Annotated in this window: 7 protein-coding genes; all 7 read right to left on the bottom strand. The window is 73.9% G+C overall.

The features are described 5' to 3' along the window. Positions 1–49: 49 nt before the first annotated feature. Entirely contained in the window at positions 50–1,207 is a 1,158-nt protein-coding gene (gene ispG, locus ACWDYF_RS24625; protein WP_381741296.1) for a flavodoxin-dependent (E)-4-hydroxy-3-methylbut-2-enyl-diphosphate synthase, read from the bottom strand. 170 nt (positions 1,208–1,377) lie between these two features. After that, complete coding sequence (locus ACWDYF_RS24620) at positions 1,378–2,670, bottom strand: M50 family metallopeptidase (protein ID WP_381741353.1); 1,293 nt, start codon at positions 2,668–2,670, stop codon at positions 1,378–1,380. A gap of 8 nt (positions 2,671–2,678) precedes the next feature. Further along, positions 2,679–3,941 (bottom strand): 1-deoxy-D-xylulose-5-phosphate reductoisomerase, encoded by a 1,263-nt coding sequence (gene dxr, locus ACWDYF_RS24615; protein ID WP_026252567.1) that lies wholly within the window; start codon positions 3,939–3,941, stop codon positions 2,679–2,681. 146 nt (positions 3,942–4,087) lie between these two features. Continuing rightward, on the bottom strand, positions 4,088–6,028 hold the full coding sequence (locus tag ACWDYF_RS24610; RefSeq protein ID WP_389473289.1) for an acyl-CoA dehydrogenase family protein: 1,941 nt from the start codon (positions 6,026–6,028) through the stop codon (positions 4,088–4,090). Positions 6,029–6,332: 304 nt separating this feature from the next. Further along, positions 6,333–7,778: an aldehyde dehydrogenase family protein gene (locus ACWDYF_RS24605; protein ID WP_389473287.1), complete on the bottom strand. Its 1,446-nt coding sequence runs from the start codon at positions 7,776–7,778 to the stop codon at positions 6,333–6,335. An 816-nt stretch (positions 7,779–8,594) separates the two neighbouring features. Further along, positions 8,595–10,262, bottom strand: a complete 1,668-nt coding sequence (locus ACWDYF_RS24600; RefSeq protein WP_381741290.1) for a PucR family transcriptional regulator — start codon at positions 10,260–10,262, stop codon at positions 8,595–8,597. 128 nt (positions 10,263–10,390) lie between these two features. Beyond that, positions 10,391–12,940, bottom strand: a complete 2,550-nt coding sequence (locus ACWDYF_RS24595; RefSeq protein ID WP_389473285.1) for an ATP/GTP-binding protein — start codon at positions 12,938–12,940, stop codon at positions 10,391–10,393. Between the last annotated feature and the right edge of the window lie 30 nt (positions 12,941–12,970).

The following is a 12,970-nucleotide window of genomic DNA, read 5'->3' as shown; positions in this document are numbered from 1 at the left end:
GAGGTGTGCGGCCCGGCGGCGTGCCGGGCCGGGTGCCGTCGGCGGCGGGTCAGCCCGCGACGGAGATCTCGGGTTCGCCGGAGGCGACGCCGTCCGCCTCCATCTGCTCGGCCAGCTTCATGGCCTCCTCGATCAGGGTCTCCACGATCTTCGACTCGGGCACCGTCTTGATCACCTCGCCCTTCACGAAGATCTGCCCCTTCCCATTGCCCGACGCCACACCCAGATCAGCCTCACGCGCCTCACCCGGACCATTGACGACACAGCCCATCACCGCGACCCGCAACGGCACCTCCATACCCGTCAGACCCGCCGTGACCTCCTCCGCCAGCTTGTACACATCCACCTGCGCCCGCCCGCACGACGGACACGACACGATCTCCAGACCCCGCTGCCTCAGATTCAGCGACTCCAGGATCTGGATACCGACCTTCACCTCCTCCACCGGAGGCGCCGACAACGACACCCGGATCGTGTCCCCGATCCCCTGCGACAGCAGCGCACCGAACGCCACCGCCGACTTGACCGTCCCCTGGAACGCCGGACCCGCCTCCGTCACACCGAGGTGCAGCGGATAGTCGCACTGCTGCGCCAGCTGCCGGTACGCCTCGATCATCACGACCGGGTCGTTGTGCTTCACCGAGATCTTGATGTCCCGGAAACCATGCTCCTCGAACAGCGACGCCTCCCACAGCGCCGACTCCACCAGCGCCTCCGGCGTCGCCTTCCCGTACTTCTGCAACAACCGCCGGTCCAGCGACCCCGCGTTCACCCCGATCCGGATCGGCGTGCCATGATCCTTCGCCGCCCGCGCGATCTCCCGCACCTGATCGTCGAACTTCTTGATGTTCCCCGGATTCACCCGTACCGCCGCACACCCCGCCTCGATCGCGGCGAACACATACTTCGGCTGGAAATGAATGTCCGCGATCACCGGGATCTGCGACTTCCGCGCGATCACCGCCAACGCATCCGCGTCATCCTGCGTCGGACACGCCACCCGCACGATCTGGCACCCCGACGCCGTCAACTCCGCGATCTGCTGCAACGTCGCACCGATGTCCGACGTACGCGTCGTCGTCATCGACTGCACCGACACCGGCGCGTCTCCGCCGACCGCCACGGACCCGACCTGGATCTGCCGGCTCCGGCGGCGCTCGGCGAGCTTGGTCGGAACGGACGGCATGCCGAGAGAAATCGCAGTCATCTGCTGTGCAACCCCAAGTCGTGGATCAAGGTCCGGCCCCGTTCAGCGGCGGGCTCCAGGCTTCGAGATTACGGCACCGCCCCGATCATCGGCACATCCCACCCGGCAAACCCACTCGATGGAAGGCGGCCGGACAGGGTGCCTGTCCGGCCGCCTCGAACAATCGGTGGCTAGGTGATTTTGACGGGGTTAACGACGTCGGCGATCAGCACCAGGATCGTGAAGCAGATGAAGACGCTGGCCACCACGTAGGCGACCGGCATCAGCTTCGCCACGTCGAACGGGCCCGGATCCGGGCGGCGCAGCACCCTGGCGAGGTTGCGGCGCAGCGACTCCCACAGGGCACCGGCGATATGGCCGCCGTCCAGCGGGAGCAGCGGGAGCATGTTGAAGAGGAACAGGGAGAGGTTGAACCCGGCGACCAGCATCATGGCCATGGCCAGCTGCTGGGTGGGCGGGATGTCCAGGGTGAAGATGTCGCCGCCGACGCGGGCCGCGCCGACCACACCCATCGGGGAGTCGGGCTGGCGGGGCGCGCCGTCGAAGGCGGCGTCCCACAGGGCGGGGATCTTGCCGGGCAGGCCCGCGATGGAGTCGACGGCCTCGCCGAGCCGGTCGCCCATCCAGCTCACGGACTCGCCGAAGTCCTGGCGGACGATGCCGGTGGCGGCGCTGAAGCCGAGGAAGCCCGCGGTGACGTACTTGCCCTGGACGATCTGGCCGTGCGCGTCCTTCTCGGCGACCTGGTTGCTGGCGATCTTCGCGTGCAGGGTGAGGTCCCGGCCGTCGCGGTGGACGACGATCGGCACGTCCTTGCCGGGGGTGGCGCGGATCAGGTCGGAGAGCCGGTCCCAGTCGTCGGTCTTCACGCCGTCGAAGGAGACGATCCGGTCACCGGCCCGCAGGCCCGCCGCCGCGGCCGGGGAGGGGGCGTCGGCCTTGGTGCAGGTGTCGCGGTTCTCGCTCTGCGCGATGACGCACTGCGAGACCGAGCTGACGGCGGTGGTCTGCTGCGAGATGCCGAAGCCCATCAGCACGACGAGGAACAGCGCGACCGCCAGGACGAGGTTCATGAAGGGGCCCGCGAACATGACGATGACCCGCTTCCACGGGGCGCGCGTGTAGAACATGCGCTTCTCGTCGCCGGGCTCCAGCTCCTCGAAGGCGGCCGAGCGGGCGTCCTCGATCATGCCGCGCCAGGGCGAGGTCGAGCGGGCGGTGACCCGGCCGTCGTCGCCCGGCGGGAACATGCCGATCATGCGGATGTAGCCGCCGAACGGGATGGCCTTGATGCCGTACTCCGTCTCGCCCTTCTTGCGCGAGAAGATCGTCGGTCCGAAGCCGACCATGTACTGCGGCACCCGGATGCCGAAGAGCTTGGCCGTGGACAGATGCCCCAGCTCGTGCCATGCGATGGAGACCAGCAGGCCGATCACGAAGACGACTATGCCGAGGATCATCATCAGGGACGTCATGCACGCGCCTCCGCGGTCGCCGATTGCGCTGTCAGTTCCCGGGCGCGGGAGCGGGCCCAGGTCTCCGCTTCGAGGACGTCCGGCACGGTCAGAGTAGTTCCCGTGGCGGGTGTGCCGTGTTCCTCGACCACCTGTGTCACGGTCTCCATGATCCCGTTGAACGGCAGCGCGCCGCGCAGGAACGCGTCGACGCACTCCTCGTTGGCCGCATTGAACACGGCCGGGGCGGTGCCCGCGAGCCGGCCGACGTGCCGGGCGAGGCCGACCGAGGGGAAGGCTTCGGTGTCGAGCGGGAAGAACTCCCAGGTGGAAGCCTTGCTCCAGTCGAAGGCGGGCGCCGCGTCGGGCACCCGTTCGGGCCAGCCGAGGCCGATGGCGATGGGCCCGCGCATGTCGGGGGGCGTCGCCTGGGCGAGCGTGGAGCCGTCGGTGAACTCGACCATCGAGTGGACGTACGACTGCGGGTGCACGACGACCTCGATGTGTTCGAAGGGGATGTCGTACAGCAGATGGGCCTCGATGACCTCCAGGCCCTTGTTGACGAGGGTGGCGGAGTTCACCGTGATCACCGGGCCCATCGCCCAGGTGGGGTGGGCGAGGGCGTCCTCGACGGTGACGTGGGCCAGGTCCTCCTTGGTGCGGCCGCGGAAGGGGCCGCCGGACGCGGTGACCACGAGCTTGCGCACCTCGGCCCTGGTGCCGGCCGCGAGGGCCTGGAAGAGGGCGGCGTGCTCGGAGTCCACCGGGATGATCTGCCCCGGTGCGGCGAGCGCCTTGACCAGCGGGCCGCCGACGATGAGCGACTCCTTGTTGGCGAGCGCGAGGGTGCGGCCCGCCGTCAGGGCGGCGAGGGTCGGGGCGAGGCCGATGGAGCCGGTGATGCCGTTGAGGACGGTGTGGCAGTCGGAGGCGGCGAGCTGGGTGGCCGCGTCGGGCCCGGCGAGGATCTCGGGAAGCGGTTCGCCGCCGCCGTACTGCGCGGCCAGCGCCTCGCGCAGGGCCGGTACGACGTCCTCGCGGGCCACGGCCACGGTCCGCGCCCGCAGCCGGAACGCCTGCTCGGCGAGGAGACCGACCCGGCCGCCGTTGGCGGACAGGGCGGTGACCCGGAAGCGGTCCGGGTGGCGCAGCACGAGGTCGATGGCCTGGGTACCGATGGATCCGGTGGACCCGAGGACGACCACGTCCCTGGGTCCGTCGCCGCCTGCGGGGTCGAAGACGAGATGCGGATCGGCGAGAGGGGCTGGACTGTCGCTCATCCCCCCATTGTGGCCGCAACGGCTCCAGCTCAGGACAGCGCGGTCCCGGACACGGCCGGGGGTGGCGGGGAGACGCCCCCGGCGGGGCGGGAGAGCGCCTCGGTGGGCGGGGGACGCGGGGTGCCAGGGGGCGGCGGCCGGTGGGGCTAGTGGATCGGCCGGTGGACGTTCTCCCGTCCGCTGGGGCCGGGTTCCGGCTCCGCGATCCAGGGGCCGTCGTCCGAGGGGTCGACGATGCCCTGCTCCAGCCATGTGTAGACGCCGCCGAGGACGCCCCTGACGACCGTGCGGTCGATGTCGTCGGTGTTGGTCCACAGCCGGTCGAAGAGTTCGCCGACGCGGACACGGGACTGGCGGCAGAAGGCGTCGGCGAGCTGGTACGCCGCACGGCCGTGCTCGCCGCGGGTGCGCAGGAGTTCGGCGCGTACGCAGGCGGCGCTCATCGCGAACAGTTCGGCGCCGATGTCGACGACCCGGCCGAGGAAGCCCTGCTTGCTCTCCATCCGGCCCTGCCAGCGGGTCATGGCGTAGAAGGTGGCGCGGGCGAGCTTGCGGGCGTGGCGTTCGACGTAGCGCAGGTGGCCGGAGAGGTCGGTGTGTCCGCGCGGGTGGAACTCGGCGTACGAGCCGGGGAGTTGACCGGGGCCCGCGACGAGCTTCGGCAGCCACCGGGCGTAGAAGACACCGGCGCGCCCGCCCGCGCGCGCCTTGTCCGGCAGGGACTTGGCGGGGTCGATGAGGTCCCCGGCGACCGCGAGGTGCGCGTCGACGGCCTCGCGTGCGATCAGCAGGTGCATGATCTCGGTGGAGCCCTCGAAGATGCGGTTGATGCGCAGGTCGCGCAGCATCTGCTCGGCGGGGACGGCGCGTTCGCCGCGGGCGGCGAGGGAGTCGGCCGTCTCGAAGCCGCGGCCGCCGCGGATCTGCACCAGTTCGTCGGCCATCCGCCAGGCCATCTCGGAGCCGTAGAGCTTGGCGAGGGCGGCCTCGATGCGGATGTCGTTGCGGTCCTCGTCGGCCATCTGGGACGACAGTTCGAGGACGGCCTCCAGGGCGAAGGTGGTGGCGGCGATGAAGGAGATCTTGGAGCCGACCGCCTCGTGCAGCGCGACCGGCTTGCCCCACTGCTCGCGGACCCCCGACCACTCGCGGGCGATCTTCAGGCACCACTTGCCCGCGCCCGCGCACATCGCGGGCAGGGAGAGCCGCCCGGTGTTGAGGGTGGTCAGGGCGATCTTCAGGCCCTGGCCCTCCTCACCGATGCGGTGCGCGGCCGGGACGCGGACCCGGTGGAAGCGGGTGACGCCGTTCTCGATGCCGCGCAGGCCCATGAACGCGTTGCGGTGCTCGACCGTGACGCCCTCGGCGGCGGCCTCGACGACGAAGGCGGTGATACCGCCCCGGTGCCCCTCGGACCTGGGCACCCGCGCCATGACGACGAGGAGATCGGCGACGACCCCGTTGGTCGTCCACAGTTTCACGCCGTCCAGCACGTACCCGTCCCCGTCCGGCACGGCCGTGGTCGCCAGCCGGGCCGGGTCGGAGCCGACGTCCGGCTCGGTGAGCAGGAAGGCGGAGATGTCGGTGCGGGCGCAGCGCGGCAGGAAGGCGTCCTTCTGCTCCTGGGTGCCGAAGAGTTTCAGCGGCTGCGGTACGCCGATCGACTGGTGCGCGGACAGCAGCGCGCCGAGTGCGGGGCTGGCGGAACCGGCCAGGGCGAGCGCCCGGTTGTAGTACACCTGGGTGAGACCGAGGCCGCCGTACCTGGTGTCGATCTTCATGCCGAGGGCGCCCAGCTCCTTGAGCCCGGTGACGACCTCGTCGGGGATGCGCGCCTCGCGCTCGATACGGGCGGAGTCGACCCGGGTCTCGCAGAAGTCGCGCAGCCGGGCCAGGAACGCCTCGCCGCGCCGGACGTCGTCGTCGGCCGGGAGCGGGTGCGGGTGGACGAGGTCGAGCCGCAGGCGGCCGAGGAAGAGTTCCTTGGCGAAGCTGGGCTTGCGCCAGTGCTGCTCCCGGGCGGCCTCCGCCACCTGCCGGGCCTCGCGCTCGCTCACGGTGGGGCTGCTGGTCGCTGGTGCGGTCATGGGGCTCACCTCACCGCGAGGACGGGCCTCGCGAACAGGGATCTCGGGGGCGTTCGCCACCGACCGGTACTCCTGGTTCGTATCTACCCGATGGCGGGCGAGGCCACCACCTCGTGCGGCTGTTCGCGGGGGTGGGTGGGCGGGCGGCTGATCGCGGGGGCGGGCGGGGTGCCGGGCGTCCCGGTACAGGACGACGACGGCCGGAGCCCCCGCACAGTGGGCTCCGGCCGTCGTCGCCGGTGACCGGCCCGGACGGTGTGACCGGTCCGGCCGGTTCGATCTGTTCGACCGCTCCTGACAGGTCCTAGAGGGCCAGGCCGGTCAGGACGAGGACGCGCTCGTAGGTGTAGTCGTCCATGGCGTAGCGCACGCCCTCGCGGCCGACGCCGGACTGCTTGGCGCCGCCGTAGGGCATCTGGTCGGCGCGGTAGGACGGCACGTCGCCGACGACCACGCCGCCCACCTCCAGGGCGCGGTGGGCGCGGAAGGCGGTCTGCACGTCGTGCGTGAACACACCTGCCTGGAGGCCGTACTTGGAGTCGTTGACCGCGGCGAACGCCTCCGCCTCGCCGTTCACCTTCTGCACGGTCAGGACCGGGCCGAAGACCTCCTCGCGGGCGAGGGTGGTGTCGGCGGGCACGTCGGTGAGCACGGTCGGCGCGTAGGAGGCGCCGTCGCGCTTGCCGCCGGTGAGCACGGTGGCGCCGGCGTCGGCGGCCTCCCGCACCCAGGACTCCACGCGGCGCGCGGCGTCCTCGCTGACCAGCGGGCCGACGTCCGTCTTCGGGTCGGACGGGTCGCCGGTGACCTGGGCCTCGACGGCGGCGACGACCCGCGGCAGCAGCCGGTCGTAGACGGCGGCGTCGGCGATCACGCGCTGCACCGAGATGCAGGACTGGCCGCCCTGGTAGTTGGAGAAGGTGGCGATGCGGGTCGCCGCCCGGTCCAGGTCCTCGTCGCTCGCCCAGTCGGCGAGGACGACGGCCGCGCCGTTGCCGCCCAGCTCCAGGGTGCAGTGCTTGCGCGGCACCGAGTCCATGATCGCGTAGCCGACCTTCTCGGAGCCGGTGAAGGAGATGACCGGCAGCCGCTCGTCCTGGACCAGGGCGGGCATCCGGTCGTTGGAGACCGGCAGGATGGACCAGGAACCGGCGGGCAGCTCGGTCTCGGCCAGCAGCTCACCGAGGATCAGACCGGACAGCGGGGTGGCCGGGGCCGGCTTGAGGATGATCGGGACACCGGCAGCGATCGCGGGGGCGACCTTGTGGGCGCACAGGTTCAGCGGGAAGTTGAACGGCGCGATGCCGAGGACGACGCCCTTGGGGAAGCGGCGGGTGAGCGCGAGGCGGCCCTGACCGCCGCCGTCGGTGTCCAGGCGCTGGGCCTCCCCGCCGTTGAACCGGCGGGCCTCCTCCGCGGCGAACCGGAACACCGACACCGCGCGCCCGACCTCGCCGCGCGCCCACTTGACCGGCTTGCCGTTCTCGGCGGAGATCAGCTGCGCGATCTCCTCGGTGCGCTCGGTCAGCCGCTTGCCGACGTGGTCGAGCGCGGCGGCGCGTACGTGGGCCGGGGTCCCGGCGAACTCCTCCAGCACGGCGTGCGCGGCGGCCACGGCCTCCTCGACCTGGGCGTCGGTCGGCACGCTGACCTGCCCGACGGTCCGGCCGTCCCACGGGGAGGTGACGTCGAAGGTGTCCTCGCCGGTGGCCTGGCGGCCGGCGAGCCAGAAGGCGGTGGTGGATGTCATTGAACGAATCCCGGCCCTTCCGCGTAGGAGGTGAGTGGTGATGACTGCTTGCGACGACAACGGTAGGGCGGCACCGGCCCGGCGGCGCTTGTCCGGGGTGGAGCAGTGCGCGGGGGGTGTACGCCGGTTTGGCGCAGGTGGGGGCGGGGTGTGGGTGGAGTGAGGGCGGGGCGGCGGTGAGGCACGGCGGGTGCGGGGTCGGGGCGGTGGCGGGGCGGGACGCGGGGCTCAGGAGCGGGCGCCGGGCGTGGCAGGCCGGGTGCCTGGCCCCGGGCGTGGCAGGGCGGGTGCCGGGGCGGGGTGCAGGGCGGAGACCGCGCCGGGGCACGCGTCCCGTCCAGTCGCACGCGTCCCGCCCAGACAGGCGGGCCGGGGCTTGTCGCCGGGCCTTGAGCTGAGTCTTCGGGCCGACACCGGGCCGCAGGCGGGGCTCAGGGGTCGGTGAGGGCTCGGGCCCGGGGCGGGGTCCTCGGACGGATGCCGCGCCGCGGGCAAGCGCCTCGGGCAGGCGCTGCGGGCGCGCAGGCGCACCGCGCCGCACCGACGAGGCGGCCGGGATGCGGGCTCGGGGGTCGCGCCGAGGCCGGTACGGGGCCTCGGGGCGGACGTCGCGCCACGGGCAGGCGCCGTGCCCAGGCACATACGGCCGGGCCGCCCGGAAGGCGGACCGGGGCTCGGCGCCGGTCCCGGGGCGGGGTCTTCGAGGACCCGCACCGGGCCGTGGGGAGCGGCGGGCTCAGGGGCCTGCGTCCGGCTCGGGGGCCGTCGAGGTCCCGGAGCAGTGGCCTCCGGGCAGGTGGCGGGTTCGGGGCGGGGCTATTCCGGGGCTGTGGCCTTGAGGGCGAGCCAGAGTTCCATGCGGACGTCCGGGTCGTCCAGGGAGCGGCCGAGGATCTCCTCGACGCGGCGCATGCGATAGCGCAGGGTGTGCCGGTGGACGCCGAGGTCGGCGGCGGCCGCGTCCCACTGGCCGTGCCGGGAGAGCCAGGCGCGCAGGCTGGCCACCAGGTCGCCGCGGCCGGTCGCGTCGTGCTCGTACAGCGCGCGCAGCAGTCCGTCCGCGAACGCCCGTACGGCGTCGTCGGCGAGCAGCGGCAGCACCGAACCCGAGGCCAGTTGCTCGTGCTCGACCAGGACCCGGCCGCGCCGCCGCGCGACGGACAGGGCCTGCTCGGCCTGTTTGAAGGCGGCGGCCGCGGCGATCGGTCCGGCGGGGGCGGACAGGCCCACGACCAGTTCGGTCGCCTCGCCGGCCGGCTGCTCGGGGACGGCGGCGGCCCGAGCCGCCTCCAGCACGCCCGCGTACTCCCCGCAGGCGGTGACGGCCGCGCCGCCGTCACCGGCCAGCACCACCAGCCGCTCCCCGTCGGGCACCACGAGCACCGCCTCGCCGGAGCGCGCGGCGGCGGCCTCCACCACCTCGGCGAGGGCCGCGAGCGGGTCGCCGCCGGTGCCCACGGCGGCGGGCACGGCGGCCGGGGCGGGCTTGGCGGCCTGCACGCGCGCGTGCGCGTCGGCGTGGGCCCGCGCTGCGGACGCCGACGCCGCCTCGGCGACGATCGCCCGGAACGGCGCGTCCAGCAGGTCGCCGTACAGGTCACCGGCGACGGCCCGCGCGTGGTCGGGCTGCCCGGCGAGCAGCATCCGCAGCACGGCCGCGCCGACGCGCTGCTCGGCCGCGTGCAGGGAGCGGGAGCGTTCCGTGGTGAGGGTCAGCAGAGCGATGGCGGAGTGCACGGCGTAGCGCTCGGCGGTGCCCAGGGTGGCGGCGGTGCCCACGGCGAGGGCGGCGCGCGGGCGGCGGCCGGTGCCCAGGGAGTGCAGTTCCACGCGGTCCTCGGTCTCGGGCACACCGGCCACGGCGGAGGCGGGCGCGGGTCTGTCGCGCAGCCGTTCGACGTCGGCGGTGAGCCGGGCGGCGCGGCGGACCGCCCACTCGGGTGCGGCGGCGACGACGGCGCCCGAGGCGTCGTAGAGCGCCGCCCAGCCGTCGACCTGGGCGGCCAGCGCGGTGAGCAGCCCCTCGGGCCCGGAGCCGAGCGCCTGCCGCGTCAGTTCGCGCTGGGCGGCGAAGCCCGCCGTGACCGCGCGGTACTGGTCGGCGGCGATGGCCGCGGAGACCGCCTTGCTGATCGCGAGGAAGGGCGTGCGCCGGGGCACCTCCAGCAGGGGCAGCCCCTCCTCCTCGGCGGCGGTCACGAGCGCCTCGGGGACCTCCTCGTAGTTCACACCGACGGCGAAGCCGAGCCCGACCACCCCCGCCTGCACGAGCCGCTTCACGTAGCGGCGCATGGCCTCCGGGTTCTCCGCGTCCAGCTTGAGCGCGGTGATCAGCAGCAGCTCGCCGCCCTCCATGTACGGCACGGGGTCGGCCAGCTCGCTGACGTGCGCCCAGCGGACGGGCACGTCCAGGCCGTCGCCGCCCGCGCGCACGGTCAGCTTGAGCGCGGAGTGGTGGACGAGCGAGGCGAGCGTGGGAGGCATGGGACGACCTTCAGGTCTGCGGGGATCCGGTGAGCGGGAGCGGGACGGCCCAGGGGCCGTCGCCCATGACCTTTTGGCCGCCGCGTATGAACGGCCACTGTCGATTCTGCCTCACCGTACGAGCCGCGTCAGCCGCGCAGGTCCACCAGGAGCGGCGGCGCGTGCTCGCCGGACACCCCGGTCAGCGACAGCACCGCGTGGCCCGGCGGCACCTCGTGGGCCAGCTGCGAGGCGGACCAGCGTTCCCGCTCGACCTGCTTGGTGGTGACGGCGTCGGTGGTCACCGCCCGCCCGGTGACCAGTTTGCGCAGGGCATGGATGGCCCGGGTCATCGGCTGGTCGGCGAAGACGGTGTGCTTGGCGACCTCCTTCGTCTCCACCCACTCGGTGCCCCAGGCGTGCGCGAACCGGGTGCCGTCCCAGGTGGTGACCCCGGACAGCGCCATCCGGCAGCCGACCGCGCCCAGCAGCGGCCCGTGCAGGGCCTCGGGCACGTCCGCGACCGAGCGGAGCGCGAGGACGACCCCGGCGTTCTGCGAGCGCAGCCTGCCGACGCGGCGCACCGACTCGGGGGTCACGGCGCCGGTGGCGTCGTCGAGGACCAGGCAGGCGAAGTGGGGGCGCCGGGTGTCCCGTACGAGCGTGTGGAACTGGGCCAGGACCAGTCGGGTGATGATCCGGGACGCCTCCTCGTGCCCGCGTTCGGGCAGGTCGATGCGGACCCGCAGCGGATGGTGGGCGACGGCGCGCAGCGAGAACGGCCGGGCTCCGGCGCCCGCTCCCCCGTGGCCGCCGCCGAAGAAGTCGGCGAAGACCGGCCGGTCGAGCAGGGCCAGCCGGTCGGCGAGGGCCGGGCCCGCGTCCGCCGCGCCGCCCGACTGCCGCATCCGGGCGTCCAGCTCGCGGCGCATCACCGCGTGCCGGTCGTCGGCGGCGAGTCCCGCCCGCAGGGCGGCCAGCGCCCCCGGGTCGCCCTCCAGCAGTTCGCGCAGCACCGGCAGGGAGGGGAAGCGGCCGTGCACCGCGCGGTAGGGGCCGAGGAGCTGGGCGAGCGCGGTGGCGGCGCTCTGGGTGCCCACGGCGGCCACATCGCCGACCAGAGCCTCGGCCAGGAGGGCGGCGGCCTCGTCGGGGTCGTCGGACTCGGCGTACGGGTCGAGGTCGTGCGCGGAGGCGGGGTCGCCGATCCGGACCACCACGTCGTACGCGCCGTCGCGGCCGAGCGGCGTACCGGCCGCGCAGACGGCGACGACCGCGCACCGGCCGGTCAGTGCCCGCAGCGCCAGCCCCTCGGTGAGCGGCTCGACGACATGCCGGGTCTTGCCGGAGCCGGACGGTCCCACGAGCAGCAGCGAGGTGGCGAGCTGCTCGGCTCCGACGGCGGCACCGGCCCCGTGGTAGGCGCGCGGGGTCCGCTCCCCGGGCACCCACCGGCCGAGCCGCACCTGTCCCGTGAGCAGGTCGTGGGCCGCGGCGCGGCCCGGCAGGTCGCGCGCGCCGGACGGGTGGGTCCAGGCGGCGGCGCCCTGCCGCAGCACGGTGTCGGTGAAGGCCGCGAGCCCCGCCGCGCGCCGCGCCTCGCCCCAGGCCCCCTCCACCCGGACGCAGTCGACGTCGTTCATCCGGTCCGCGGCCACCTCGGCGGTGAGCAGTTCGGCGGCCTGGTGCTGGCCCGCGTGGCGCAGTTCGGGCCACTGCGAGCGGGGCAGGTCGGCGGGCGGCGGCGCGGTGGGGTCGGCCGCGGCCCGTCGGCGCGCGAGCAGCTCCCGGCCGTACGGCAGCCAGCCGCCGAGGCGGGCGAAGGGCCAGAGGACGAACAGGGTGATCAGTGTGTAGAGGGCATCGGTGAAGAGCCGCGAGCCGAACAGGTCGTAGCTGCCCGAGATCAACGCCACCAGGGAGAACAGCGGATCGACGATCGGCACCGGGTCCCACCCGGCCAGCGGGACCGCCTCCGGAAAGACCAGGCTGAGGGCGCCGAGCGCGCCGACGGCGGCGAACAGGGCGCGGGCGGGCTGCGGGCGACGGCCCACGAAGTGCCGCGCGACCTCCGGCCAGCTGCCCAGGTGTCCGACGGCGTAGACGAGGACGGCGAAGAAGATTCCGTCGTAGACGACCCTGGCCTCCTGCCCCTGCCACCCCTTCGGGGACACCGTTCCCCCCCACCACCAGTCTTCGGGGGTGAAGAGCTTCAGCGGCGCCGACTCGTAGGGCACCGCGCCCTGCCGCCACAGCGACCACACGAGCAGGGCCACGACCAGGGGGATCAGCAGTCCCACGGCGGTGATCGCGGGAAGCCGGCCCGCGGCGGGCTCGCTGCCCTTGGGCGGCCGGTGGCCGAACCGCCAGATGCCGGGCGCGGCGGCGGGCCGGGGGGTGTCGAGCCAGGCGGCGACGGCGGAGCGGGGGCCGGTACCGGAGGCCGCCGCCGCACTCGCCGCACTCGCCGCGCCCGCCGCACCCTCCGTACCCGGCGTGTACGCCCCCTGCGCGCCCTGCCCCGTCCGCGCGCCCGGCGCCGCCGGTGGCCGGGGCGGCATCGGCGGGGCCTGCCGGGGCATGGCCGGGCGCGGTACCGCGCCGGGGTGCCGCTGGGGTGCCGGGGCGCCCGGCCCGGGTACCGGGTCCGACCGCTTCGGATGCGTGCCCCGCGCGTCCTGCGTCCCGCCGTCGTCCATCGCCGTCGCTCCCCGACCAGCCGTTCCGTG

The organism is Streptomyces sp. NPDC003284, assembly GCF_053589675.1.
This window is presented reverse-complemented; position numbering and strand designations above follow the sequence as displayed.